Source organism: Nonomuraea sp. NPDC050394, from assembly GCF_044459065.1.
Lineage (GTDB): Bacteria > Actinomycetota > Actinomycetes > Streptosporangiales > Streptosporangiaceae > Nonomuraea.
Map to the genome: position 1 here is coordinate 722,091 of NZ_JBITIO010000001.1, position 25,072 is coordinate 747,162.

Consider the following 25,072-nt stretch of genomic DNA (forward strand, 5'->3'; position numbering starts at 1 on the left):
CGGCACGCGCCAGTCTGCTCAATAGGACGTTCGTGCAGATCAGCGGCCTGGTCGGTAGCGATACGTTGCACAGCTTGATGACGGCGCGAGCCCACCGCTGCCGGGGCGTCATGACGTCACCTGGCCGGAGGAGGACGCAGGAGCGTCGAGGTTGGAACGCTCGGCTGAAGGGCGACCGAAACGTGTGGTCATGCGGCTTTTGGCCCGCAGCCACACCCAGCGCACACCTGGTCGGGCACAGAACCCCACGATGATCAACAGGCCCACCCCAACCAGGACCATGAGAGTCCACGGGTAGTGCCGTGCGAGCGCGTCCCACAGCGCGTGAGCGGCTATCAGTGGCAGCATCCGCTCCCAGCGCCGCCACAGGTAGACCATGCCAACGCCCAAAATGACGAGTGCGACTGCGGACCAGGAGTACGACGCGTGGTAGCTGGCGCGGACTATCGCGGGGATCAGGTAGACCAGCACGACGGGCACGCGACGGCGGGCCAGAGCGATCACCAGCAGCACCGCGGCTACCTCCTCGCCGACCCCTGTCCAGAGGGAGCGGATCAGCAGCTCGGGGTAGGTGTCGATGCGCGCTATCGTGCCGACGAGGCCCTCGGCCGCGGACTGCGTTGTCTGCCCCGGTGTGCGCTGGATCCCCATCCATGTCGCGAGCGCGACGCTCGCGCCCGTGCTTGTGAGGATGAGGGGGAGAGGCACGAGTGTCAGCGGCAGGTCGCGGCCCCGTGGCCACAGCGGTACCCGGCCTACCTGCTGGATGGCCACGAAGCCGCACATCACGGCCGTGGCCAGGTAGTACGCGCAGTTCGTGATCGTGCTCGGGGCGGTGAGCGCGAGCGTGGTGATGATCGCGCTGGCCGCCACGATGCCGGCCTTGACCATGATCGGCTTTCCGGGGAGGCACCAGCCCGCGACGAAGATCCCTAGGATCATGACCTGGGCCAGGTAGTAGGCCGTCAGCACCGCGCTGATGGCGGGGACATCGAGTCCGAGCGCATCCCACCAGGTGATCAGTGGGCCGGGATAGGCGAGCGCCGCGAGGATCACCACGGCCGCGGTCAGCGGCGCCGGTGATGAAGCCGATCGGCTGACTGCTCTGTCTGGGTCGATCTGTCTCATTGCACACTCCTTCGTGTGGGTGGCGGAATCTTGGCCAGGGTGGTTTCGGCGCCGCCGTCATGCCCTGTGGCGTCGGCAAGGTCGGCCGTGCGCACCCTGTCTGGGCCGAGGAAGGCTCGTGGCGGCGCTGGGCTCGGGCATCTCGTTGTCCAGAACGAGGGCCATCAGCTCTGAGGCGCAGCGTCGTGTACATAGACGACATGGCGCGGACAGCTCTCCCGTGGCTGCCCAGCTGCTGGCCGCGACGTCCCTCCAGCTCACCCCTGCCTGACGTCTTCGAAAGTTGATGTCGAAGTGCCGCCGCTAGTCAGCGTCCTTGACGGAAAGCAGGTGCTGCTCGGCTGTCGAGGCGGCTGCCAGGAGAGTGCTCGTGTGGTGGGGCGTGATGAAGCCGGAGTCGAGGCCGGATGCGCGGAGGAGCGTCAGTATGCTGCGCCGTTCCGCGGGCGTCAGCATCGCTGAAAGCACGGAATGCGCGAGGAGTTCGCGGCAGACGTAGGCGTCGCACAACGCGATGAGCGTGATCGATGATCGCAGGCCGTCCATGGGGAGAGTGGTGTAGCCGTGGGCGAGGTCGAAGGCGGTGATGGCGGCGCGGGCGCGGAAGAGCGCCGTGGCGGGTTCGTAGTGGTCGCATAGCTGGAGGGTGTGGTCGAGCAGCTTGCACACGTCCTGGTCTGTGGGTGCGCCGATGGTGTGCCGGCAGTAGAGACGCAGGAGGGAGGCCACCGGCTGCTCCCACGGGTGGGTAAGCAGGCTGTCGTCGATCAAGGATTCGGCTTCGTGGTGGGCGCCGCGTTCGATGGCGGCGATGATCGTGACTTGGCGGCCGTCCAGGAGGTGGAGGCCGATACCGCGACCGATGCGTGCGGCGTGGTCGGCTGCTTCCTGCCAGCGTCCGGCCATGGCCAGGGCACGCGAGCCATCGGCCAGCAGCGCCGTCCACAGGAACTGGCCCACCCCTCGGCTGTCGGGTGCCGCGGTGAGCGTGCTGGGGTGGATACGGCGTTCGCCGATGGTGGCCTCGCGCTGGCGTTTGGCGGCGTTGAAGAGTTCGTCGAGAAGCTGGTATGCGGCGTCGCCTTCGCCTTGGCGGATGAGTTGCCGGGCGAGGTTCAGGAGGGGTTGAAGGGCAAGTTCCGCGGCCCATGCGGGCAGGGGTGCCTGCTGGGCCAGTGCGTCGTGGTGGAGCCAGCACAGGGAGCGGGCCAGGGCGGGCAGAGCGCAGTCGGAGGCGATGAGCGCGGCCATGTTGCACACCGCGCTGGCGCGCGCGATGCGTTCGCGGCCTGCCATTGCTGCTAGTTCTGCGGCGGATTGGGTGAGGGCGGCGATGCGGGCGTCGAGGGGCTGGCAGGTCGGGCGTGGCCGGGCGACCAGCGGGAAGCGTCGCGCGATCGTGGGCAGGTCCATGTCACCTGCCCTCAACGGGTACGGCGGGAAGGGCCGAGTGGTCAGCGGGATGGGCCGGGATCGGCGCGTCGTCGTTCATGGCGGCCGCGTGAGCGAGGTGGGCCACGATCGCTTGGTGGGCGCTGGAGACGCCCGCGCGGTTGAAGGCGAACAGTGCGTGGCGGGCGAGGACAGCGCGCAGACCGCGCTCCAGCGCGCCGGTGCGTGCGAGGGCGGACAGGTCGCGGCCGGCGATCGCGAAGGCGGCCACCCGGGCGTGCCAGGCGGTGCCGAACCGTTGGGCGGCGGCGTCGGCGTTCATCAGGTGGGCGATCTCGGCCAGGGCCGTCTTGACTTGCTCGCGTGGCGGGAGCTGCGGCGGGTTGCGGTGGGCTGCCACGCGTGCCCACACCTCGCCCTGTTCGTGCGCGTCCAGGCCTGCGGCGCGCAGGAGCGTGCTGATCAGCAGGACCGACGCTTCGCGCGTGCCCGCTACGGGCAGCGGGGAGGCCAGGTCGGGGCCGGAGAGGAGAGCGCGGGAGTCGGCGCAGAACAGCGCGTGGGCTGTGCGCATCGCTGCGGGGCCGCCGAAGGCGTACGTCTCGGGTTCGTAGATGCCAGGCGCCCAGCTGTGCAGGTGCCCGTGGGCGGCCAGCCCGTCCAGGATGATGGCGAGCCGTCGTCGCGCGAGCAGATTGCTGGGGCGTACGCGAAGGCGCAGGCCGCCATCTTTGCGGAGGAAGTGGTAGCCGCCGATCTCCGCGTCCGCTTCGGCCCGACCGAGCTCGGCGCCGAGGCGGGCGAGCATCATCGGGTCCAAGCCGTGGCAAGGGGAGTGCGTGGGGGCGGTGAGGGTGACCTGGTGCCAGACGGGCCACTCCGACAGCCGGAGCAGGGCCGCCTCACCGGCGGTGCGATACAGCGCGACGGCGCGGGCCAGCTCGTCCTCGGCGAGGCCGAAGCGGGCCGCGACCGCGGCGGGCGGATTGCTCGCGAGGACCGCTTCGACGGCTTGCCCGGCGGCGGTGGACGGCACAGGTAGGGCGCTCATCAAAGATCCTTCAGGAGGGGGTGTCAGCAGATCAGGAGGAGGGCGGCGTCCCAGCCTGAGATGGGCGCTGCCCCGGTGCCGAGCGTGTGCAGGGCGAGCGCGATGCCGGCGGTGCCGTCCAGCAGTTCCGGGTTGGATTCTGGCGGCGGGAGGCGGGCGATCAGGCGGCCGGTCAGGGCGGGCAGTTCGGTGGCGATCTGGTCGTCGAGGGCGTCACTGGACATGCGCCAGGCGGCTTGCAGGAGCCCGGCCACGCCGTGGCATAGGCCCGGGTCGGGTAGCCGGGTGTCGAGGCCGGGGTCGCGCAGCGCGGCGAGGATCGCCTGTTCGGCGCAGTGGTGGCGGTCGGGTTCGTTGAGGGCGAGGGCGGCGAGCTGCTGTGCGCGAGCCGTTCCGGCGACGCCGTAGCACCACGACGGGCGGGGGCGGTGCGTGGGTGCCGGCTGGTGCTGGGTGAGGTCGCGGGCGGTGACGTAGCCCGGCCACCACGGGCCGGACTCGTCGTCGCGCAGCAGGGCGTCGGACCAGGCGCAGATGCGGCTGATCGCCTCGGCCAGCCCGGCGACCGGCAGGCCGTGCAGGGCGGCCAGGGACAGCAAGGCCAGCGTGGAGCCGATGCCGTGGGAAAGGCCCACGTTGCCGTGCCCGCCGGGAAACGCCCCAAGGTCGCGCGAGCCGTTGGGGGCGACGGATGTCCACCACGGCGGCAGCCCATGCCGGGCGGGCAGCGGCTGGGTGAGCCGGACGAGGTAGGAGAGCACGTCGTGGGTGATTGGGTGGTCGGGGTGGCGGCGCAGGTGGTAGAGGCCGAGCCCGCACAGGCCGCGGATCAAGTCGAACTCCTTCAGTTCGGGGAGTTCGCCGCGGTCGATGCGGGCGTGCGCTGCGTCGAGGCGGGCTCGGGTGAGAGCGTCCACTGCTTCGTCCAGGGCGGCGAGTGTGCGCCGGGCTCGGCCGGGCCTGGGGAGGGTGGCGGCGTGGGTGACGAAGGCGAGCGCGGGAGCGCCGGTGTAGAGGTTGGCGTTCGCCGCGGCGGTGACCGGGTCGGCGAACGCCGCTTCCAGCCAGGCGTGCGCGCGTGCTTCGTCGCCGTGCCCGGCATGGGCGCGTTCGATGTGCAGGAGAGCGATGCCGCAGGCTCCACCGGCTAGGGACTGCGGCCAGGCGCGGCCGTCCTCCGGCGGGAGGCTGGCGTGGACCTTGCCGGGGTCGGCGAGCGCGTCCGCGAGCTTGTCGGAGGCGGACAGCGCGTCGGGCAGGGGGCGGGTCGTCATGTGCCGCTCCGGGTGCGCGCCGACCAGGACAGGGCGGCGGCACGGGCCAGGTGCAGGCAGAGCGCCTCGCGGTCGGGGTCGAGGCCGGCAGAGCGGGCGTGGTGCAGGTGCAGCAGGTCGGGCAGCAGCGCGGCCGGGTCGGGCAGGGCGTGCCGGTAGTCGGCCAACCGGTCGCGGCGCCGGGCCCACGCCGCGGCGAGGTCGCCGCCGTATGGGAGAGCGGTGCGGGCGGCTGGATCATGCGGGTGGGCCAGGGCGACGGCCTGCTCATAGAGCGCTCGGCCGGGCGCGGCAGAGCTGGGACAGGTGTTCACGATCAGCCATCGCATGGCCGCGCCGGGCTCGCCGAGCAGGCCGATGGCCAGATCGAGCATGCTCGCGGCGGTGACCGCTCGCAGGTCGGGCCCGCCGCGGGCGTTCGCTGCCTGGAGCTGGGCCAGGGCGGAGGCCGAGTCCGTGGCGAACACGTCCTCGGCCGCGTCGAGCGCGGCGGGGCCGCCGAAGCGGGCGACCTCCGGGAAGTAGGTGTCCCACACCGTGCGGGTGAGGAGCCCCGCCGTACGCAGGCTGCGCTGCCACTCGGCCAGGCGGGCGGCAACCGCGGCGAAGGCGCCGGCTGGGACGGTGACGCGTAGCCGCAGGTGATGGCCGTGGGAAGGATCGTGGTAGCGCAGGAACCACGACCGCGCTCGCAGGCCGGACTCGTCCAGGTCGGCGAGCAGGCGCGGCAGGTGGCGGGCCAGGATGGCGCTCTGCTGATCGGGATGGCCGTACAGAAGGAGGGAGAAGCGCTCCCGGCCGCCGGGCAGGTGCCCGTGCTCACGCACGCGAACAGGGGACGCGATCGGGGTGGCCAGCCACGGCGGGGCGGGTGTGGGCGGGATGGTCGCGGCCAACGGGATGACGACTTCGGCCGTGTGCCCGCCCGCCCACCCGTTGGCGTCCGGCGCCGGGCAGGCGGTCAGCAGGGCGGTGGTGGTGCGCTGGAGATGCGCGCGCAGCAGCGCCCGGTGGGCGGGCACCGCCAGGTCGAGCCGCAACACGCGGTCGCCTTCGGCCACAGCGAGCCGCGCCGGGGCACCGACCAGTTCGCGCCAGCGGGCCAGCGCGTCCTGCCACTGCGGCCAGGGCGCGTCCGGGCCGGGCAGATCGCCTGCGTCGAGCCGCCAGCGGGCCGGCGCCAGGATGGTCTTGCCGTAGCGCACCGCGGGCAGGAACGGCAGCCCGGCCGCCGCGCCCCAGTCGAAACCGGCGCACGGACTGGCCAGGGCGGCGCCGATCTCGGCCAGGAATCGCGCCAGCGGGTGCGTGTGCCGGTGCAGGTCCACGGCGTTGAACAACATCGGCGCCAGCACCCGGCGCCGCGACAGCGACACCAGGTAGAGGCGGTGAGCATCCGCGGTGACAGCCAGGTCCTCCAACGCGATCACCTCGTCACCGTCCTGGTGGAACTCGCCCACCGGCAGCAGATGGGCCAGGACGCGGGGCACGCGGGCGACGTTCTGGGTGCGGGTGTGCAGCGGCGGGGCGGAGATCTGCACCGGCAGCGCGCCCGCCACCGCGGCGGGCAGGCCGGTGTAGACGCCGCGCAGGCGCTCGCGATCCTCGGCGCCCAGGAGCGGCAGGAACCGGCCGACGCTGGTACCGGCCGCGCGGGAGACGCCCAGCACGGTGAGCTGAAAGTCGCCGTCGCTCAGCGCCTGCTCGCTGGATGCGGCGAGGTGCACGGTCAGTTCGGTGCTCGGCTGGATGGTGGGTGCGCCCTCCGCCGGTTGCGGGGCCAGGGAGTTGAGGGTGGCGTCGTCGAGCACGATCTCGCGCTGCCTGTACAGCGCCGCCTGCTGGGCGAGCGCGAGCAGCCGCCGGTCGCGATCGGTGAGCACGACGGTGGGGGCGGCGCTCGCCGAGTCGAGGTAGTCGGCCGGGTAGCCGAGCCCGGTGCCGGCATCGACGGCGTCGGCGACCGGTACCAGGGCGCGCGGACCGTACCGGTCCAGGAACGCGGAATGCCAGTGCGTCCAGCCGGGGCTCAGGTGTAGGCGGCGGGCCAGCCGCACGAGCGCCGTCGCCGCGGCGGCGGCTTCGTCGGCCACCGCGTGCGGCAGGCACACGTCGGCGTCGAGGTGCAGGTCGGTCGCGGTCTCGGGCAGCGCGGCCGCCGGGGACGTGCCCTGCGCGGGGGCGGCGCGCAGGTGGGCCAGCAGGTGGCCGAGCGGGTCGGATTCGGCCATCGGCGGGCGCAAGCTGGTGAGCAGAAACCGTTGCCGGACCATGGCGGCCACCAGCTTCCCGGCGGCCTCGGCGGTGCCGCCGGGGGCTTCGGTCGCCAGCCGGTCGGCCAGTTCCCCCCACTGGATCGGCCGGCGCGCCCACTCCAGCGCGGCCCGAATCGGCGGCGTCAGCCGTACGGTGGCGGTCACCGGCGCACCGTCCGGTGTGTGACCGGGCGTGTACGCCAGGATCGCGCGGTCGTCGTGTTCGCGGATGAGGTTGTTGGCCCGTACCAGCAGATGCCGGCGCAGGCGGGGGTCGGTCTCCAGCTCGGTGATGACCTCGGCCATCCAGCCCGCTCCGGCCCGCGGGTAGGGCTGATGCTCGGCACCGAAGCGCACCTTCGCCGCGTCACCGAGCCCGGCGGCGGTGATGCCCGCCCACCGGCCGAACGGCGTCGCCCGGCCGGTGGCGCGCAACCGGTAGCGCAGCACTGACAGCACGGCTCGCCGCTGCGCAGTCTCGGGAAGATCGGCTCCGGCGCACATGGCGCGCGCCCGCTCGGCCAGGACCGGGCTGGCATGCTCCAGGGCGGCGGCGAAACCGGGCGTGGCGAGGGTCTGCTCCAGCCACGGCCGCCAGGTCACCGCCCCAGCTAGCTCGATCAGATCCGGCCACGACGGCGCGAACGCGGCGTCGGGCAGCGCCGTCGCACGGACCACGACGGCGTCGAGAGGTCGATACACCGGCTCTCCCAGTAGGGAAGGGGGCGCCCGGCCCAGGCTGGCGGGCCAGGCCGGGCGCCCCGGGGACGGTTGGGTTGGAGGGGTCAGGGACGCACCATCGGCGCCCTGGCTATTTGCAGGTGTTGGGGCAGGCCGATGCGCACGTCTGGCCGCACCCGTCGTCGGTCATCCGGATGAGCCGGTCCGCCTCCGGGCCGGCTTCGACGATGGCGACGTCGAACTCCCAGTCCGCGATACCGGTGTCGGTGTCCGGGGCGGATAGAGCGAGTTGGGTAGACACAGGAAACCTCCTGTCCACAAAGGGGGCGATGGTGGGTGTGCCGCGGCCGTGTGCCGCGACGCTGAAGGGGAAGCAGCCGAGTTCAGTCCCACGAGGTCGCGAGCGCTCCGTGCTTCTTGATCACCACTCCCTGGCCGGGCGCCAGGACCCCGGCGCCGCCCGGCAGGTAGGTGATGGTGGCCGCGCCCCGGCGCCGGTGATGGTCCGCCCAGCGGCGCAGCAGCTCCGCGTACTGCTCGGCGGCCTCCTGCGCCGCCGGGCCGTGCGCGATGACGCCGGATTCGTAGCCGCTGGCGGTGGCCGGGTTGTCCCGCTTGATGCGGTAGGCGAGGCTGCCCGCGTGGATCAGCGCGGCCACCCCGCGCCCGGCCGCCGGGTTGAATCGGCCGCTGTCGATGTGCTCCTGGCCGACGTGCAGCATCGCCGGATGCCGCAGCCGCGTCATCAGATACAGCTCCAGCTCGTCCGGCAGGTCGTAGGCGGCGCCGGTCCACACCTCGATCGGCGGCGTCCGCAGCGCCTCGCGCAGCACGCCGACGTCGAAACGCTGGGAGTCGTCGTCGATGCGCAGCCCCACCCCGTCCTCCAGCCGGACCAGCCGCTCGGCGAAGGCGCCCTGGCCCTGCATGGGGACAAACCCGGCCAGCCGGTAACTGTCGCTGAGCAGCGCCTCATCCACTCGGTCGAACGCGATCGAGCGGGTCAGCCCGCGCAGCCGCAGCGGGACGACGAGCCGGCCGTCCTTGGCGAGCTGGTCGATCCACGCCGGCGGGATGTCCCACGCGCCGACCGTCACGATGATCCGGTCGTAGGGGGCGGCATCGGGCACGCCGTGCTCGGCGTCGGCCGTCACCACCTCGACACGGGCGTATCCGGATGCGTCTAGGCAGGCGCGGGCCCGCTCGGTGATCTCGGGATCGATATCCACCGAGACCACCTTCCCGGCCGGGCCGACGAGCTCGGCGAGCAGGGCGGCGTTGTAGCCGCCGGAGCCGATCTCCAGCACCCGCATGCCGGGCTCGACGGCTGCCTGTTCCAGCATCACCGCCTGGATGTGCGCGGCCGACAGCGAGCTGATCGCGGCGCCGTGCTCGTCCCGTTTCGTCACCAGCGCCCTGTCCGCGGCGTAGGCGGCCTCCAGCGTCTCGCCGAGCGCGAACTCATGCCGAGGCACCGCGGACAGGGCGGCCGCCACCCGATCAGTGGCGATCGCGCCGTGGTGGCGCAGCTCGGTGACCATCGCTTCGCGCAGCCCTACGGCGTCCGCGCGGGTGGTGTCTGGTGTTGCCGGGCGTTCGGTCACGCCCACCTCCTGGTCAGCTCGTGTGGGATAGGGACGGTCACGCCCACGGCGGGCGTGGGACTTCTGATGGAAAGGATGCGGCGAAGGCTGCGAGCAGGGCGGCAGGCTCAACCGGATGACCTGAACTCACGTCGGGGCCAGGCAATGCGCCGCAACTCCTGGTCGTCTGGCACCTGGTCCGCACGCGGAGGTAGGCAGTACCCCTACAGGCCTCCTCGACGCAGCAGATTTTGCCGGACATCGTGGCGTAGAAGATCTCGAAGTCGCGGGCCGAGACCTCAAGACCCTCCTGGCGAAGGTCGCTGACGAGCTGCCGGCTGGCCTCACCCAGTCCTTTGAGCGCGGACATGCGGGCGTCCTCGCCCGGTGCGACCTCGAAATCGACGCGGACCACGCGGTCGTAGGCAGGCGATGATGCCGCCCCCGCCTCAGACTGGGGGCCTGTCACGACGAACCCGCCGTCCGCTGCTGAGGCATGAGGCGGCCACGATCACGACCTACCGCGCCCGCGGTATCCCGCAGACCGCCACCGCCTGCATCGTCGCTTCGGCAGGCGGGACGGAGGCGCCGATCATCGTGATCGTGGCCGCCGGCTCTGGGCAGCGCACGCGGACCGGGGCGGCCGGCGCCGGGAACCGGCTCATCACAGAAGTGCGCCGTGCTCGGCCAGGGGTCTGCGGTGAGCCCCCACTCGATCAGGACCTCTGCCGCACGCAACGTGTCGAGGTCACCGGCCATCAACGGCTCCACGAGGTGAGGCCCCTGGTAGAAGGCGATGTGTTTCCTGCGCCACACCAGCTTCATCTCGAACCAGAGGCCCGGCGTGGGGTGAACGGGTGCGAGCGCGGGGTGCGCCATGGTCAACGTCTCCAACCAAACGATCATCAGCAGGGGGCTCCGTCGCCGGTCATCGGCACCGGGGAGCAGGCGGCGTGCGATGCGGGGATCATGCGGATCGGCCGAACTCCGCAACCGCGGCCAGGAAGTGCGCTTCCCCCACGTCGCCAGCGATCGGGGTGTCGGGCCGCCAGGTGGACGCCTCGACCAGCCCCGGCTCCCAAACGGTGAGCCCGTCCATGAAACTGCCGATCGCTGCCTCGCTGCGCAGGTAGAGCGGTGCGATCCGTGCGTAGGCGTGCACCGCCTTCGCACGGTCTCTGAACGACAGCCCATCAGCGGACGCGTGCGTGAAGATCAACAGGCCCGACCGGAACGCCTCCAGGTAGGCGTCCACGATGCTGTACGGGTCATCGTGGTCGGGCCAGAAGTGCACCAGTGCAGCCATGATCACACCGGTCGGCCGCGCGAGGTCCAGATGCTTGCCGGCCTCCTCCAGCACCTTGCGGACGTCACGGACATCGGCTTGGACAGTCCACGCGCTCCCGGGCCGATCCAGCAGGGCCCGGCCGTGGCAGGCCACCACCGGGTCGTTGTCCACATAGGCGACGCGCGCATCCGGCCGGTACCGGCGCGCGATGCTGTAGACCGTCTGCCTGTCCTGGCGGGGGAATCCACAGCCGAGGTCGAGGAACTGTGTGATCCTGGCGTCGGCGGCGGCCACCGCCACCGCGCGCAGGACAAAGTCGGCGTTGGCGCGCGCTGCCTCTCCGAGCTTCGGCACCAGGCCGACGACCTCCTGGTAGGCCTCGCGCGCATCGGACAGGGCCTGCTTGCCGCCGCCCGACGCTACGTCGTAGAAGCCGGCGATGGGCGCTTTGTACGTCTCCGGCCCGACGAGAGCCTCATCGGCAAGCGGTTCCGCTTCTGCGGTGCTCCCGTGATCAAGCGGCGGGTCCGCGTCCATCACCTGGTCGGCGACGGGCGCGGGCTGCGGGCTCCTGCCCTGAGACGTGGATTGATCAGCCATGAGCTGACGACTCCTCATGGAAGCGGGGTGACGGCGTGCGCCAACGATCTCAATCAGCGGCAACATCGTCACGGACAGTAATGGCCAAGTTTTCTGGACACCCTTGACTGGGCGTGAGCTGCGCAAACAGCGGGACGACGGGCAGGATTTGGACGCCGCCCCAGGGCGCGGGTCCGGCGACGCCCGGAGGTCGCAGTTACCGTGGGCATTGATGCCGGCAGGTGCGGGAGCAGCACATGGACAAACCCTCCAAACCGGGCTCACGGGCCCAACGCGAGGCACTGCGTCAGGAAATGCTGGCGCTGGAATGCAGCCGCGCCGACATCGCCACAGAGATGCGAGCCCGATGGGCGATGCGCCCGCGCGAAGCATGGCGCCACGCCCACGGCTGGACCCTTGAACAGGTCGCCGACCGCATCACCACGCGGGCCACGGCCCGGCCGGGCGACGCACTCGCCGCCGACGCATCGCTCGTGGCCAAATGGGAGAAATGGCCGCGCAGCGGAGGCCGACGCCCCACCATGCGCGTCCTCGACGTCCTGGCCGACATCTTCGGCTGCACTCCGGCGGATCTGCTCGACTGGGAGGACCGCCAGGCGCTGCCCGCCGCCGACGTACGGCGGCTCACCAGCCCGGCTTCCTCCGCCCCGCCGAGCGTGGCCGACTCGACGTCGCCGGCGGAGCCTGACATCGCACCCTCCACCGTGGTGCTCGTCCATCAGGTCGCCGAGGAGTCGGCTACCTGGGCCGCCTGGGCGGAGACCTCCAACGTCGGCGACATCGCACTCGAACAACTCCTGGCCGACATCCGCGCGCTGTCGCGCGACTACCTGACCGGCGACCCGCTGACAGTCTTTGTGAGCGTGCGAAGCCTGCGCGATCGGGTCTTCAAGCTGACAGAAGGCCGCCAGTACCCGCGCCAGAGCGCCGACCTGTACGCCGCCGCCGGCTACCTGTGCACCCTGCTGGCCTGGATCAGCTCCGACCTGGGCCAACTGCGCGACGCCGAGACCCAAGGCCGCGCCGCATGGCTGTGCGCCGAACTGGCCGGCCACGACGACCTGCGCGCCTGGGTGCTGTCCACCCGCAGCAAGATCGCCTTCTGGAGCGGCAACAAGCGCGACGCGATCGGCTACGCCCGCCGCGGCGCCGAATACGGCGCCCAAGGCAGCGTGCCCATCCTGCTGGCGTTGCAAGAAGCCGACGCATGGTCCACGCTCGGCGCCACCCGGGAAGCCCGGGATGCGCTCAACCGCGCCGCCGAAGCCCGCAACCGCATGACGGGCATCGACGACATCGGCGGCCTGTTCACCTGCCTCGACTTCCGCCGCTCCAACTACAACGCCGCCGTCCTGCCACGCATCGGCGACTCCGCCGCCGCGCTGCGCGAATCCGAGACCGCCCTCGCCGACCCCCACCCGCAGCCCTACGGCACCCTCGCCCAGGTCCGCATCTCGCAGGGCTTCGCGCACCTGGACCTCGACCAGCCGGACGGCGCCGTCGAAGCGCTGCGTCCCGTCCTGGCGCTGCCGCCCGAACGCCGTCTCGACACCGTCACCCGCCGCCTGCGCGAACTGGCCCTCATCCTGGCCCGCTCCCCGCTGGGCGGCAGCAGTCCCGGCCGAAGCCTCCAGACAGAGATCGAGGCATGGCACCTCAACGCCCTGCCCCGTACGTTGGCTCTTGCCCCCGGCAACGACGCCGATCCGGTCTGACGAAAGGTGAGTATGAGCCAACAGCGGATGGCAGATCACTGGTGGTGGCGGCCCGGATGGAGCGTCGGACGCCGCTTCTACACCTGGCACCTGACCTTTCAGCATGCCGGCGACGTCCATCAGCTCGCCGAAACGTACCGACGAGCACTGGCCGGCCTGCCGGGGCTGGACCTGATCCCCGACCGCTGGCTGCACCTGACCATGCAGGGAATTGGCTTCACCGACGAGATCCCCGAAGACGAGGTGCGCGCCATCGTCCACGCCGCCCGTGAACGCCTCGCTGAGGTTCCGGCGTTCGACCTCACCCTCGACCGGCCCGGCATCACCTCGGAGGCCATCCGCTGGGAGGCCCAGCCCCAGGAACCGGCAGCCGCCGTGCGCGCCGCGATCCGCCGAGCCATCGCCGACGTGTGGCCGACCGTCCCCGAACCCGAGGACGGGTTCGCCGCCCACGTGTCGATCGCCTACAGCAACGCCGAGGGCCCTGCCCAGCCGATCGCCGACGCCCTGGCCAGGGTCGAAGCTGCTCCCGTGACCACACGCGTCGAGACCGCAGAGTTGATCGTCCTGGGCCGTGACAACCGGATGTACGAGTGGGAGCCGTTCGGCTCCGTCTCTCTCAAGTCCTGATGCGGCCCTACGGACCACGACAGGACACGAAAGGCACGCAGGTCCCGAAACCTCCCGACATCGGGGCGGCCAAGAAGGCAAAGGCCCCACCCCACCACGCCGCCCCATCAGCTCGCCGCTTCCAGGCGCACACGCTCCCGCAACTCGGTGAGAGAGGTCGCCTCCACGCTTCGATCACCCTGCTGGGCCCGCCACACTTCGCCCGAGACCGAGACCTCCCAATCCGGGAACTCGACCAGACCGTGATCATCCATTGGAGCTTCCTCTGCGCTGTAGGACTGGCGCGGGCGAGGCGCCGCGCCACTCAAGTTCAGATGAAACTCCGGTGCTGTGGACGTAACCACCTTGTTCGCGGGGCGTTCGGAGAACTAGCGTGGGATCACCAACGTCCCCGAACGCCCCCCGGGATACTGCCTATGGCCAATGAACGCTTGCGTGCCACGCTACGGGCCAGTTCCTTCACGGAGGAATCGCTCGCGTTGCATCTCGGCTTGGACCCCAAGAGTGTCCAACGGTGGATCACGAGGGGTGTCGTTCCGCGCCGATCGACGGCGCACCAGGCGGCCCAGGCCCTCGGCACGCCTCTTGCGTACCTGTGGCCGGACCTGGCGGTGGATCCTGCCACCGCGGCCGAAACGGAGATCGTGCGGCTCTACCCGCACCGCTCCGCGACCCCACGTGAGCTCTGGCTGGACCTGCTCACCCAGGCGACAGGCCGCATCTGGCTGTTCGCCAACGCCAGTCTGTTCCTGCCCGAGGACAACCCAGAGTCCGTCGCTATGTTGATGAACAAGGCCGCCGCTGGCGCTTCTGTGCGGATCATGATGGGTGATCCCGATACACCCGAGATGGCGTTGCGCGGCGTAGAAGAGCAGCTCTACGACGCCATCCCTGGCCGGATCCGGATGGCATTGGCCTACTACAGCCCTCTGGTCGATATCCCCGGCATCGAGTTCCGGCTGCACCGCACATCGTTGTACAACTCGATCTTCCGGTATGACGACGAGATGCTGATCAACCAGCACATCTACGGCGCGTACGGCTACATCGCGCCTATCCTGCACCTGCGGCGGGTCGAGGGTGGAGACTTCTTCGACACCTACATTCGCAGCTTCGAACGGGTGTGGGAGACCGCCTACCCCATCCAGGAATCCAACTTCCATCGGCAGAGGCAGGCACTGCTCGCGGACAGTTCTACAGCCGCTCTGCAGCAGTCGCCCGCGCTTGAACAGCGGTGACCGCGCGTACCAGAGCGTCCGCGTCAGTCAGATCGTGGAGCGCTGTCTCGGCTCCTTCTGCCAGCAGTTCCTCCACGGTGTTGGGCCCGGTCGCGACCCCAATGGCAACGGCGCCGCCGTTGAGAGCCGCCTGGATATCGCGGACCGTGTCACCGATCAGGATCGTCGTGGAGGAAAGCAGTTCAACCTGATACTTGGCGCGGGCTCGCTTCCGTGCGACTTCCACGAGGTTGGCGCGCACGATGTCGTCTGAGCCGTACCCGCCAATCTCGAAGTCGAGTCCGTGATGCAGGTCGAAGGCCTCAACCTTGACGAACGCATTCGGCTGGATGTTGCCGGTCAGTACGGACTGGATCACGCCCGGGACGCGGCCCAGAGAGGTGATCGCCTCGCTCGCGCCTGGCAGAGCGTGGCCTCTCTCGCGCAAGCGCTGACGGCGCGAGGTAAGTGAAGCCTCCAACGCCTCGGGCAGCCTCGCCAGATGAGATGGAGCCGCCTCGATCCCATGCCGGGAGAGGAGGTTCGTCATGATCTCCAGATCCGTTCGGCCATCCGTTTCCGCGCGGTGCTCGGCTGGATACCCGGCGAGAATCTCAAACGCCCCGGCATAAGTCTCCTTGCTCACCCCAGCGTTCTCGATAAGGGTGTGATCGACATCCCACAACACCAGGACAGCAGGAACGGCCGCATCCACGGGGCATCTCCGATCAGTCAGAGGAGCTCACATCGTAGCCAGCACGACCATCTGTGCGCCCTCTATCGGATCGGTCCGCGGCCTGCGTCTCATCGTTGGGATCAAAGGCCCCTACCCTGCTGCGGCGGACGTCCGGTGGAGACGCAACCGGGCTGGAAGACCCACCATTGGGGCTCATGGCACGGACAAAGGCACGCATCGCACCAGATCTGACGAGGCGCCTCGCCGCTGGAGCGATCCGGGACAAGGTCGAGCGGATTACCGAAGCAGTGGCGGACGAGGCCAAGAACCGGGCTCCCGACGCGAAACGGTGGGTGGCAACCAACGGAGCTGAAGCTCGGCCGTCACACCGGCACGCTGATGGTCAGACGATCCCTGCGAACGTCCCCTACCAGCTTCCGAAGACGGAGTACACCCGCGGAGCGGGCGATGATCGCCGCCGATCGGGCGCGGTTGGAGGCAGGTGGGTGACGCTTACGGCCGTGGATCTGGCCGACCGTCCTCGCGATCCCAGCCTGCCTCTCCACCAGAGGATCAACTGCGAGTGCCAGAGCGTCATCATGCCCGGCGTGATCGCGGCCGCGACCCGCGCCCTGCCCACTCACGTCCGCGGGTCCAAGGTGAAGGCTGTCGTGGAGGTCGTCTTCCCCCGCATCGCCGAAGCAGAATTCGGCGCCAACGACACCCCCGGCTTGCACTTCCTCAGCTTGGCGGGGTCGCTCGTCATGGCCCGCCGCCGGTAGCCGGTCACGTCGGGCGGAGCGAGGCTTCCACACGGAGCCAGTCCACGGACGGTGCGACCGCGTGGGAACGCCGCCCGGCTGTGATCACCAGCCATTCCCTGCCCGTGGACGGCTCGACCACGAGGTCACGGGCGCGCAGCGGCCACTCCGCCGGATCCACGCCGAGCACCCACACGCCCGGACCGTCGCGCTCGCCATCCTCGGACGGCTCCACCACGATCCGTCCCAGCCGCGCCTTATCGGCCGGTGCCCAGCCGGACGCCGAGCGGATGCCGTGCGCGTCCGTGGTCATGGTCGCGCGCCGTACCGAGAACTGGGTCGTCGCGAGCATCACGGCCATGGCCACCGCCAGGTGATCTCCAGCGGGTGCGGGGCGATCCCGGGCTGCTGGTTGACGCCGCGGCGCCGCCATCGCGTCAGACTGTCCAGGCTGGGTGGCGCTCCAGCAGCGCCCGAGCCGGCCGCGCCGCCGCTCACGTCCTCCCAGGTGACGCCCTGGCCCTCGACATTGGCCTGTTTGATCAGGCGTGCGTCCGGGGCGTCGGACTGCACGACGCGCCGCACCATCGGGTGCGCGGCCGCACACGCGGAAATGTATCGCCCGAGCGCCTTGCCGTACACCGGATTCTCCGCCGGGTTGAGGCCTGCCCGGTAGGTGATCGTGTAGAGGCCGGTGAGCTCGCCGTTCACGCCCGTCTCCGCTGCGGTGGAAAGCACCTCGATCACCGGGTCGTGAGCGAGCTGCCAGCCGCCGCGGCCGTTACCGTGGGCGCCGCGTTGGACCAGGGTGACCGGCAGAGGCGGCCGTCCGAGGTAGGCGGCGACATCGCCGAAGGCGTCCCCGATCGCCTCAGCGACCGTCTCGCGCTGCTCCTCGGTCAAGGGGAGCTTCAGCCCTGCGCGCACGGCGACCGTCTCCGGAGAGACGGCCAGCAGTTCGTCAGCGCTCACCTTCGGCTCCTCACGGTAGAAACGGCTCGGCGGCGTCCTGGAGGAGTGTGGGCACCGGGTCCCCCACCGTCTGGACGCCCACACCCCACCAGTACGCCGCCGAGTCCCCCCGATCACGCGATCAGGAGGATGACAGTTCACGGCGGATACGGTCCGCCTCCGATCGCGGCACCTTCGCGCCCACTGGGTAGAGCAGGCGGTTGGTCGGCGTGGAAGCGCCGGCGTAGTGGTGCCGTTCGAGAACCCGCCGCTTCACGACCATGTGGGTGTAGCGGGGGCCCGGATCGTCAAACAGCTCGTCCGCGTCCGTCACCCGATCACCGTTGCTCCAGCGCAGGTCCAACGTGCCCTCCTGGCCCACAGCAGGGGGCGGTGGAGGAGGGGTCATCGGATCCTGCTTGACCTCCGGTTCGGCCTTCCGCTGTGCGGGCGGCGCCAGTGGGGCCGCGTCGGTGGTCGGTTCGTCGTCCGCCGTGTCCGCCTCACTGGGCACATCCGGCTCATCGGGAGGGGTGAGCGGTGCCGGGTCGGCGGGCTCGGGCGCCGGAACCTTGGGGGTCTCATCGGCCGGGGGATCGGCTACTGGCTGCTTTCGGGTTCGGGGTGGCATTCCCGCCTCCAGAGTCAACGCGTTGTCTCCAGACCGGCGGCCTGGATCAGGGGCGGACAGTAGGTCGCGGCGGCTCCTACCGTCCGCGCCCGCTCCATCGATGCAAATGGCGCCTATAGACGTCGTTAAAGATAATTGCTAATGTCTGGATGTGACACTGCGATGCGAGCGGCGCGGAACGGTGTCCGCCATCGGAAGGAACACCCACGTGCAGCACCTGACCGACGAGCAGCACGCCATCGTCGAAGCTGGCGGCCACGGCAAGGACCTCGTCGTCGAAGCGGGCGCAGGCTGCGGTAAGAGCAGCACCGCCCGTGCCCTCGCCAAGGCCCTCACGGGCAAGCGCATCCTCTACACCGCGTTCAACAAGTCGGTGATCGAGGATGCCAAGGGCACGATGCCCGGCAACGTCACCTGCGCCACTGTCCACTCCGCGGCCTACCGTGCCGTTCCTCAGACCCACCGCACCCGCCTCAGCGGCCCTCGTCAGCCCGGGTGGCGCATCGCTCAAATTCTCGGTATCACCCAGCCGCTCATCGTCGGCGACCGCAAGTTCTCGCCCGCACAGATCGGCACGATCGCCAAGGAGGCGATCATCCGCTATTGCAAGAGCGACACCCTCGGGGTGCAGGACGAGCACATCCCCGTCCCGCACGGCCTGCACGACGGCCTGCTCCCGCTCTACCGCAGAAGAATGCGCGACTACATCGACGCCTACCGCGCCGATATCCGCTCACCCCATGGCAACATCACCTGGACCGGCGACGTGTATCTCAAGACGTTCCAGCTCGCCCGCCTGCGCATGGCCAACCCAAGCCTCGGTTACGACGTAGTCATCCTCGACGAAGCCCAGGACGTATCCCCAGTCATGCGGTCCGTCTATGTGGACCTCCAGCAGGCGTCGGGCGTTCAGATCATTGCCCTCGGAGACTCGGCCCAGCAGATCAACGAGTGGAACGGCGCGATCAACGCCCTCGGTCAGATCGACGCCGACGTGCGCCTCACGCTCTCCCAGTCGTGGCGGTTCGGCCAGGCCATCGCAGACCTGGCCAACCTCTGGCTCGCCATGGTCGGCACCCCCCTCCGGTTGCGCGGCAACCCCGGCATCACCTCCACCCTCGGCCCGGTCAAGGCGGCGGACGCCGACGCCGTGCTCACCCGGACCAACGCCGAAGCGATGGTCCACGTGATGAACATCCACAAGGCCGGGCAAGTCCCGATGTTGCTCAAGGGCTTCAAGCCCATCAGGGACATGGCCAGGGCCGCACAAGCGCTTCAGCAGGGACGTCCCGTCGAACTCGCCGAACTGATCGGCTTCCAATCCTGGAGCCAGGTGCAGTCGTACGCCGAAGAGGAAGCGGACGGCGGCGACCTCGCCACGTTCGTCAAGCTGATCAACGAGCACGGCGCGGATGAACTCCTGGCAGTGGCCGACAAGTATCAGGACGTCACCAACCCTGACGTGACGATCTCCACCATTCACTGCGCCAAGGGCGGCGAGTGGGACACCGTCCAGGTCGGCTCGGACGCTCGCGTTCCCGAAGAGGACAAGCAGTTCGAGGCCGAGGAGAAGCGCCTCAACTACGTGGCCGTCACTCGCGCTAAGCGCCATCTAGACCCCGGCCCGCTCGGCGCTGTCGTCCATACGCCCGCACGGCATCTGCGCTCCGCCGCCTAGCCCCACGTGTCCGTCCGCGCCCCGATCTGAGGGCGCGGGCCCACCTGCACCCCACGGAGGACCTCGTGGTCACCAAGAAACGTTCCCGGACTGGCGCCCGCTCCCGAACCACCGCCAGGGCCAAACGAGCCGCACACACACGCCGCCCCTCGGCGTCCAAGGACCCAATCGGATGGGCCTTGAACAAGCTGCTCGTCACCGTGCCCACCAAAGCATGGAAGCTCATCGCGAAGGCCTTCGGCGCGGCCGCGCGCGGAGCTAAGGGGCTGGATGAAGCACAGCAACGTGACGGGGCCGCCTTGGCTATCCTCGCCGTCTCGATCGTCCTGGCCGCCATAGTCTGGCGACTTGCGGACGGACGCATCGCCGCCGTCACGGACGTCGTCATCCGCTCTGTGATCGGAGTAGGCGCCTGGCCGCTACCGGTCCTCGGCGGAGTTGTCGCCTGGCGGCTGCTCCGCTCCAAGACCTCACCCGGCCGGACCGTCACCGGCTGGTGCCTTATCGCGGCTTCGCTGCTCTCCACCTTCCACATCGTTCAGGGCAGGCCCGCCCCGATCGGAGATGGTGGAAGCTGGGACGCTGTCGCGGCCGCTGGCGGCGTTGTCGGCTGGCTGCTGTCTGCGCTGCCGGCCCTGGTGCTGCCCGTTCCCGTGGCCGTCGTGATCCTGCTGATCTTGGCCGCGTTCGGGCTGCTGCTCATCACCGGCGTCCCGCTCCACACCGTCCCACGGCTCGTCAGGGACGGCCTCCGCCGCGTTCGCGTACGCGAACGCGCTCACGCGCGCTGCCCTATCCCCGCCGCCGAGGACAACGAGCAATCCACCCCCGCCCGCCCAGCCGGGGCAAGGACAGCGACCAGCACGGTCATGCCACCTTTCCGTGCCGACGTCGAGCCAACCGCTACTGCGCCGAATCTCGCCGCTGTACCAGCGCCCGACGACAGCACCCTCGAAGTCGCTCCTGTTCACGAGCTGGTTCCCGTCTCCATTCGCGAGCCAAGCTCCTACGTACTGCCGCGCCTCGACACACTTCAGGCCGGACCCTCGCCCAGACCGCAGACCAAGGCCAACGCGGTCGTCGTCAACGCGCTGACCAGCGTCCTGACCCAATTCTCGATCGACGCGCAGGTGATCGGCTTCACCCGCGGGCCGACCGTCACCCGATATGAGATCGAGCTCGGCCCGGCAGTGAAGGTTGAGAAGGTCACCGCGCTCACCAAGAACATCGCCTACGCGGTCAAATCCGAGGACGTACGGATCCTGTCCCCGATCCCCGGCAAGAGCGCGATCGGCGTCGAGATTCCCAACGCGGACAAGGACCTCGTCGCGCTCGGCGACGTGCTGCGGGCACAGGTGGCGCAGGCCGACCACCACCCGATGATCGTCGGGCTCGGCAAGGACGTCGAGGGGCGCACGATCGTCGCCAACCTCGCCAAGATGCCGCACCTGCTCATCGCGGGCGCCACCGGCGCCGGCAAGTCCATCTGCGTGAACGGGCTGATCACCAGCATCCTCATGCGCGCCACCCCGGACGAGGTCCGCATGGTGCTCGTGGACCCCAAGCGGGTGGAACTCAGCGTCTACGAGGGCATCCCCCACCTGATCACCCCGATCATCACCAACCCGAAGAAGGCCGCGGAGGCCCTCGACTGGGTCGTGGGCGAGATGGACCGCCGCTACGACGACCTGGCGGCCAGCGGTTTCCGGCACGTGGACGAGTTCAACAAGGCCGTGCGGGCGGGCCAGCTCAAGCCGCCGCCGGGCAGCGAGCGCGTCTACCAGCCCTACCCGTACCTGCTGGTGATCGTGGACGAGCTGGCCGACCTGATGATGGTCGCTCCGCGCGACGTCGAGGACTCCATCGTCCGCATCACCCAGCTCGCCCGCGCGGCCGGCATCCACCTGGTGATCGCCACCCAGCGGCCCTCCGTGGACGTCGTGACCGGCCTGATCAAGGCCAACGTGCCCTCCAGGCTCGCCTTCGCCGTCTCCAGCCTCACCGACTCGCGGGTCATCCTCGACCAGCCCGGCGCCGACAAGCTCGTCGGCCAGGGCGACGCGCTGTTCCTGCCGATGGGCGCGAGCAAGCCCATCCGCATCCAGAACGCGTTCGTCTCCGAGAAGGAGATCGCGGCGATCGTCGAGCACTGCAAGGGGCAGATGCAGGCTGAATATCGCGAAGACATCGTCGCGCCGGTCCGCCAGCATCGGAACGATGACATCGGCGATGACCTTGATCTGCTCATCCAGGCAGCCGATCTCGTGGTCACCAGCCAGGTCGGATCCACTTCGATGCTCCAGCGCAAACTCCGCATCGGCTTCGCCAAAGCTGGACGGCTCATGGACCTGCTCGAATCCCGCCGCGTTGTGGGCCCGAGCGTGAGTTCCAAGGGGCGAACGGTGCTGGTCTCCGCGAATGGACTTGATGACCTTGTGGCCGAACTGCGGCGGATCAATGCTTGAGCAGAATCGCCACAAAGCTGTCTTGAGACAGCAGTGATCTATATCACAACGATGCTGCGGTGAGCTGCTGTGCACGATGGCGCGGGGATTTCATCACACCTTGTGGCGTCGCTTCTCCTGACTGGTGCTCGACAGATAACGGAACGGTCTCGCCCGTTTCCTGTCAACTCTTTCGTGGAGATCGCTCGAAATCGCCAAGATCGCCCCAGTAGCTTCCTGGCTGCCATAACCGGAAGCGCATCTGCGCATGACTGAAGGCATTTCCGCAGCAGGAAAGGACGTCGAAGTGTCGGCACAACCTCAAGCAGCATCCGCATCAACCGCACGCGACAGGCGAAACTCCAACGACCCGCGGCTCCCTCTAAGATGGGCAGTGATCTTCTTCGCCAGCAAGGCCGTGGGTGTAGGCGTCGGCGCACTGGCCATCTGGGCGGGAGCCCCTGCCCCAGCGGCGGTCATTGCTGGAGGGGCCGCGTTCGGTTCAACCGCTAGGTGGCTCAACTCGTTGATCGAGCCGTGAGCAGCACAGGAGCGTAGCCACTACTGATCGCTCGCACCTCTCGTGGTGCGGGCGGTCGAGTCAGCAGGGTTGAGCTTGCGCCACACCGTCATGGCGGCCACTCCGACCTGACTCGCGATGCGGGTGTAGGGGACATTGTCGGCCCGCAACCGACGAGCCCGATCCACGTCCCATGACAGCCGTTTCCCCTTGAAGAGGTTAAGCCCCTCCCGCTCGGCCAGCCGTGCGACGGTGGAAGGGGTGACGCCTACCAGACGACCGATCTCGGACTGGTTCATCCCGCGGGCCACCGCATCCCGGATCGCCGCCTGTTTGACGGGCGTCAGGCGCAGCGCGCGTGGATGCGAACTGGTGCGCATCTCGACGTCTGTGCGCTCGCGCAGGAGCGTGGAGAGCCGCTGGAAGGAGCACCGCTGTTGGACCGCGATCCTCCGGAGCGTCCATCCCTGCTTGTAGAGGGCGGCGGCCTCGTCCACGTTGATGCCTGTCCGTTTGGTCTGAGAGGGCGATGACATGCAGGGCAGTGTCATTCACCTGCGGTGTTAGCGTCTGCTCCCGAGTTCTGATCGTCCTCGGCGGGAAGTCCGGCCAGGATCAACCGGATGTAGGAGGGGCTGGACTGAACGAGCTCCGCAATCGCATCAGGTGGCCACCCAAGGTCGGCCAGATCCGCGATCTGCACGTGGTCTAGGCGTGTGCGGCCGCCCGGCTTCCGGCGAGGGATCCCTGCGGCGTCCGCGATCCGGCGCACGGTTTCGTCGCACACTCCGAACTGGTCCACGATGTCGGCCATCGGCAAGTCGTTCGCGTACGCCGCAGCCACCGCTTCCTGTACCTCTAGGGGGCTCTGGAACCCGACCGGTCCGCCCACCTTGCGCATGACCACTCGGCCCTTGAGCCTGCGGTGGATGGTCGTGTGGGACACACCGTGCTGTTGGGCGAGATCCCGGACAGAGGCGCCGGCCTGGTAGGCGTCGGCCAGGGCTTGCGGCTGAAGGCGCCTACGCATCGGCACCTCCGCGGCAGGGCTCGGTAACGGCCTCCTGCGGCAGGCGTTCGGCACCCCGGCAGACGTCGAACACGGCGCCGGTCCGGTACTGACGTCGTTCAGTGGAGCGGGGCCGGCGGACGTCCAGATCGCTTCGCGTCGAGATCATGCCGGGGAGCATGTCGGGAGAGGCCCCCTAGTGTCCTCTCCCGATGCGCCCTCGCCCGGTTACGGGGCGGGCGCGAACGTGCCCAGCACCAGCGACTCGGGACGGTCCACCGCCAGGCCGATCCGCTCGGAACCCCTCAGGACCACGTACCCGCGCTCGAACGCCTCGCCCGTCTCCGTGCTCGCCTGCACGGAGACAGCCTCCCTGTCGAAGAGCTTGGCGCCGTACCCGAAGGAGCATGTAAGGAACGTGCCCTGCGTGATGGCGGCGGTGTCCACGACCCGCATCCGCCACACGCGCTTCTCGCCACCCACGGCGATGCTGACGGCGATCAGGTACTGGCCGTGCTCGTCCCGCTCCGTCTCGATCTCTTCCCAGTCGAACGGGTGCAGGACGACACCGTTGGGCTCGAAGAACGCCAGGATGGCCATCGTGGCGGAGCGGCGGAGCTGGAGGCTCTTGTACTTCGCGTCCGCGACGAGACCCGTGTACTCCTGGGCGCCGGGGATGTTGAACAGGCCCGTGATCTCGTCGCCGTTGCCCGCGCCGTAGAGGATCTCCTCGTCCTCCTTCAGCTTGAGCCCGTCCACGAGGTCGCGGTCGATGATGCCGCGGATGCGCGACTCGTCGGCCAGCGTGTTCTTGTGGATGTGGACGGTGTGGGCGAGTTCGACGATCGGCGCCGTGTACGGGATGAACGACAGCTTGGACTTCGGGGCCTTACCGAACACGTCCGTGTCGTTGCCGAGCGCCGGGCCGCCGTTCGGCTGCTCGCGCTCGGGCACCCGGCGGGCGTTGTTGGTGAACCCGATCTGCCTGATGCCGTACAGGATGTTGGACTGGGTCTGCTCGGACGGGAAAAGGTCGCGGACTCGGCCGGGCCTGCGCTGACGCTCGGCGAGGCCGACGTTCTCCGCGGTGCCGAAGGCGGGTGTGGTGTGCGTGCCGGCGCTCAAGGAGAAGATGTCCTTGCGCTCGAACGAGTACAGGCCCTGCTCGAACTCGGCCACCTGGCCGAGCTGCCGGAAGCTCCCGGACTTCATCTCGGCGTAGGCGTCGCTGCCGAGGAATGCCTCGCTGAGGGACTTGTACTGCTTGCCGTGCGCGACGGCCGCGGCGTCGTGCGCCGCGTAGCTGGGCTCGTTCGGCTCGTCGAGGAACCGCTCGATGTCCCGGTGCTCCTTCTGCTCCAGGAGCAGCGCCTTGATCTCGCGCGCCTCGCCCAGAGTCTTCTGATAGTCGGCGTGCGCTTCCGGCGAGATGACCATGTGGCCCTTGCCGGTCTCGTCAGTGATCGTGTTGGAGATGGCGTTGAGCCGCTGGGACTTCTGCTCCAGCGCGGTGGTCAGTTCCTTGATGCGCGTGTTGATGTCGCTCGTAGCCGTGGTCACGGCTCCCCCTTGATGCTGACACGGATTG

23 protein-coding genes are annotated in these 25,072 nt (G+C 69.5%); 6 read left to right on the plus strand and 17 right to left on the minus strand.

Annotated elements, in window-relative coordinates; genetic code table 11:
* Positions 1-108: 108 nt before the first annotated feature.
* The 9 genes from ACIBKY_RS03665 to ACIBKY_RS03705 form a co-directional block, all read right to left on the minus strand.
* Positions 109-1,128: a CPBP family intramembrane glutamic endopeptidase gene (locus ACIBKY_RS03665; protein ID WP_397094118.1), complete on the minus strand. Its 1,020-nt coding sequence runs from the start codon at positions 1,126-1,128 to the stop codon at positions 109-111.
* A gap of 303 nt (positions 1,129-1,431) precedes the next feature.
* Positions 1,432-2,541 (minus strand): hypothetical protein, encoded by a 1,110-nt coding sequence (locus ACIBKY_RS03670; RefSeq protein ID WP_397094119.1) that lies wholly within the window; start codon positions 2,539-2,541, stop codon positions 1,432-1,434.
* A gap of 1 nt (position 2,542) precedes the next feature.
* Complete coding sequence (locus tag ACIBKY_RS03675) at positions 2,543-3,571, minus strand: thiopeptide-type bacteriocin biosynthesis protein (RefSeq protein ID WP_397094120.1); 1,029 nt, start codon at positions 3,569-3,571, stop codon at positions 2,543-2,545.
* A gap of 23 nt (positions 3,572-3,594) precedes the next feature.
* Positions 3,595-4,845, minus strand: a complete 1,251-nt coding sequence (locus tag ACIBKY_RS03680; RefSeq protein ID WP_397094122.1) for a lanthionine synthetase C family protein — start codon at positions 4,843-4,845, stop codon at positions 3,595-3,597.
* Positions 4,842-7,802, minus strand: coding sequence for a lantibiotic dehydratase (locus tag ACIBKY_RS03685; RefSeq protein WP_397094123.1), 2,961 nt, complete (start codon positions 7,800-7,802; stop codon positions 4,842-4,844). Before ACIBKY_RS03685 ends, ACIBKY_RS03680 begins: the two co-directional genes overlap by 4 nt.
* 109 nt (positions 7,803-7,911) lie before the next feature.
* A complete protein-coding gene (locus ACIBKY_RS03690; RefSeq protein ID WP_397094125.1) occupies positions 7,912-8,082 on the minus strand; it encodes an FxLD family lanthipeptide in 171 nt (56 codons plus the stop codon).
* A gap of 82 nt (positions 8,083-8,164) precedes the next feature.
* The gene (gene fxlM, locus ACIBKY_RS03695) at positions 8,165-9,385 is read right to left on the minus strand and encodes a methyltransferase, FxLD system (RefSeq protein WP_397094126.1); all 1,221 of its coding nucleotides are present in this window, start codon (positions 9,383-9,385) and stop codon (positions 8,165-8,167) included.
* A 444-nt stretch (positions 9,386-9,829) separates the two neighbouring features.
* Entirely contained in the window at positions 9,830-10,258 is a 429-nt protein-coding gene (locus tag ACIBKY_RS03700) for a hypothetical protein (RefSeq protein WP_397094127.1), read from the minus strand.
* 73 nt (positions 10,259-10,331) lie between these two features.
* On the minus strand, positions 10,332-11,252 hold the full coding sequence (locus ACIBKY_RS03705) for an SAM-dependent methyltransferase (protein WP_397094128.1): 921 nt from the start codon (positions 11,250-11,252) through the stop codon (positions 10,332-10,334).
* Positions 11,253-11,587: 335 nt separating this feature from the next.
* Between ACIBKY_RS03705 and ACIBKY_RS03710 the strand changes: the two genes are divergently transcribed.
* Both ACIBKY_RS03710 and ACIBKY_RS03715 read left to right on the plus strand, forming a co-directional pair.
* Positions 11,588-12,967, plus strand: a complete 1,380-nt coding sequence (locus tag ACIBKY_RS03710; protein ID WP_397094129.1) for a helix-turn-helix transcriptional regulator — start codon at positions 11,588-11,590, stop codon at positions 12,965-12,967.
* A gap of 12 nt (positions 12,968-12,979) precedes the next feature.
* Positions 12,980-13,597: a 2'-5' RNA ligase family protein gene (locus ACIBKY_RS03715; protein WP_397094130.1), complete on the plus strand. Its 618-nt coding sequence runs from the start codon at positions 12,980-12,982 to the stop codon at positions 13,595-13,597.
* A gap of 107 nt (positions 13,598-13,704) precedes the next feature.
* Here ACIBKY_RS03715 and ACIBKY_RS03720 read toward each other — a convergent pair whose 3' ends face one another.
* Positions 13,705-13,851, minus strand: coding sequence for a hypothetical protein (locus tag ACIBKY_RS03720; RefSeq protein ID WP_397094131.1), 147 nt, complete (start codon positions 13,849-13,851; stop codon positions 13,705-13,707).
* A 162-nt stretch (positions 13,852-14,013) separates the two neighbouring features.
* Here ACIBKY_RS03720 and ACIBKY_RS03725 point away from each other — a divergent pair, with 162 nt between their 5' ends.
* Positions 14,014-14,835 (plus strand): helix-turn-helix domain-containing protein, encoded by an 822-nt coding sequence (locus tag ACIBKY_RS03725; protein WP_397094133.1) that lies wholly within the window; start codon positions 14,014-14,016, stop codon positions 14,833-14,835.
* On the opposite strand, the gene ACIBKY_RS03730 is transcribed toward ACIBKY_RS03725, so the two are convergent.
* A complete protein-coding gene (locus ACIBKY_RS03730; RefSeq protein WP_397094135.1) occupies positions 14,792-15,529 on the minus strand; it encodes an HAD family hydrolase in 738 nt (245 codons plus the stop codon). The genes ACIBKY_RS03725 and ACIBKY_RS03730 overlap by 44 nt on opposite strands.
* A gap of 467 nt (positions 15,530-15,996) precedes the next feature.
* Between ACIBKY_RS03730 and ACIBKY_RS03735 the strand changes: the two genes are divergently transcribed.
* Entirely contained in the window at positions 15,997-16,272 is a 276-nt protein-coding gene (locus ACIBKY_RS03735) for a hypothetical protein (protein ID WP_397094137.1), read from the plus strand.
* 4 nt (positions 16,273-16,276) lie between these two features.
* Here ACIBKY_RS03735 and ACIBKY_RS03740 read toward each other — a convergent pair whose 3' ends face one another.
* The 3 genes from ACIBKY_RS03740 to ACIBKY_RS03750 all read right to left on the minus strand — a co-directional run bounded on the left by ACIBKY_RS03740 (position 16,277) and on the right by ACIBKY_RS03750 (position 17,566).
* Positions 16,277-16,612 (minus strand): hypothetical protein, encoded by a 336-nt coding sequence (locus ACIBKY_RS03740; RefSeq protein WP_397094138.1) that lies wholly within the window; start codon positions 16,610-16,612, stop codon positions 16,277-16,279.
* Positions 16,603-17,223, minus strand: coding sequence for a hypothetical protein (locus ACIBKY_RS03745; RefSeq protein ID WP_397094140.1), 621 nt, complete (start codon positions 17,221-17,223; stop codon positions 16,603-16,605). Before ACIBKY_RS03745 ends, ACIBKY_RS03740 begins: the two co-directional genes overlap by 10 nt.
* 121 nt (positions 17,224-17,344) lie before the next feature.
* Complete coding sequence (locus ACIBKY_RS03750) at positions 17,345-17,566, minus strand: hypothetical protein (protein WP_397094141.1); 222 nt, start codon at positions 17,564-17,566, stop codon at positions 17,345-17,347.
* Between the two features lie 475 nt (positions 17,567-18,041).
* Here ACIBKY_RS03750 and ACIBKY_RS03755 point away from each other — a divergent pair, with 475 nt between their 5' ends.
* Positions 18,042-19,511: a 3'-5' exonuclease gene (locus ACIBKY_RS03755; RefSeq protein WP_397094142.1), complete on the plus strand. Its 1,470-nt coding sequence runs from the start codon at positions 18,042-18,044 to the stop codon at positions 19,509-19,511.
* 179 nt (positions 19,512-19,690) lie between these two features.
* Positions 19,691-21,976 carry a DNA translocase FtsK gene (locus ACIBKY_RS03760; RefSeq protein WP_397094143.1) on the plus strand — a complete coding sequence of 762 codons (2,286 nt, stop codon included), beginning with the start codon at positions 19,691-19,693 and terminating at the stop codon, positions 21,974-21,976.
* 540 nt (positions 21,977-22,516) lie between these two features.
* Here ACIBKY_RS03760 and ACIBKY_RS03765 read toward each other — a convergent pair.
* The 3 genes from ACIBKY_RS03765 to ACIBKY_RS03775 form a co-directional block, all read right to left on the minus strand.
* Entirely contained in the window at positions 22,517-22,972 is a 456-nt protein-coding gene (locus tag ACIBKY_RS03765) for a hypothetical protein (RefSeq protein WP_397094144.1), read from the minus strand.
* 50 nt (positions 22,973-23,022) lie between these two features.
* Positions 23,023-23,505 carry a helix-turn-helix domain-containing protein gene (locus tag ACIBKY_RS03770; protein ID WP_397094146.1) on the minus strand — a complete coding sequence of 161 codons (483 nt, stop codon included), beginning with the start codon at positions 23,503-23,505 and terminating at the stop codon, positions 23,023-23,025.
* 207 nt (positions 23,506-23,712) lie between these two features.
* Positions 23,713-25,044: a phage major capsid protein gene (locus tag ACIBKY_RS03775; RefSeq protein WP_397094147.1), complete on the minus strand. Its 1,332-nt coding sequence runs from the start codon at positions 25,042-25,044 to the stop codon at positions 23,713-23,715.
* Positions 25,045-25,072 lie beyond the last annotated feature (28 nt).

Excerpts from the sequence above, each read along its gene's own strand:
- ACIBKY_RS03665 (WP_397094118.1), bottom strand. The coding sequence starts at position 1,128 with ATGAGACAGATCGACCCAGACAGAGCAGTCAGCCGATCGGCTTCATCA.
- ACIBKY_RS03670 (WP_397094119.1), bottom strand. The coding sequence starts at position 2,541 with ATGGACCTGCCCACGATCGCGCGACGCTTCCCGCTGGTCGCCCGGCCA.
- ACIBKY_RS03675 (WP_397094120.1), bottom strand. The coding sequence starts at position 3,571 with ATGAGCGCCCTACCTGTGCCGTCCACCGCCGCCGGGCAAGCCGTCGAA.
- ACIBKY_RS03680 (WP_397094122.1), bottom strand. The coding sequence starts at position 4,845 with ATGACGACCCGCCCCCTGCCCGACGCGCTGTCCGCCTCCGACAAGCTC.
- ACIBKY_RS03705 (WP_397094128.1), bottom strand. The coding sequence starts at position 11,252 with ATGGCTGATCAATCCACGTCTCAGGGCAGGAGCCCGCAGCCCGCGCCC.
- ACIBKY_RS03710 (WP_397094129.1), top strand. The coding sequence starts at position 11,588 with ATGCGAGCCCGATGGGCGATGCGCCCGCGCGAAGCATGGCGCCACGCC.
- ACIBKY_RS03715 (WP_397094130.1), top strand. The coding sequence starts at position 12,980 with ATGAGCCAACAGCGGATGGCAGATCACTGGTGGTGGCGGCCCGGATGG.
- ACIBKY_RS03720 (WP_397094131.1), bottom strand. The coding sequence starts at position 13,851 with ATGGATGATCACGGTCTGGTCGAGTTCCCGGATTGGGAGGTCTCGGTC.
- ACIBKY_RS03725 (WP_397094133.1), top strand. The coding sequence starts at position 14,014 with ATGGCCAATGAACGCTTGCGTGCCACGCTACGGGCCAGTTCCTTCACG.
- ACIBKY_RS03740 (WP_397094138.1), bottom strand. The coding sequence starts at position 16,612 with ATGGCCGTGATGCTCGCGACGACCCAGTTCTCGGTACGGCGCGCGACC.
- ACIBKY_RS03770 (WP_397094146.1), bottom strand. The coding sequence starts at position 23,505 with ATGCGTAGGCGCCTTCAGCCGCAAGCCCTGGCCGACGCCTACCAGGCC.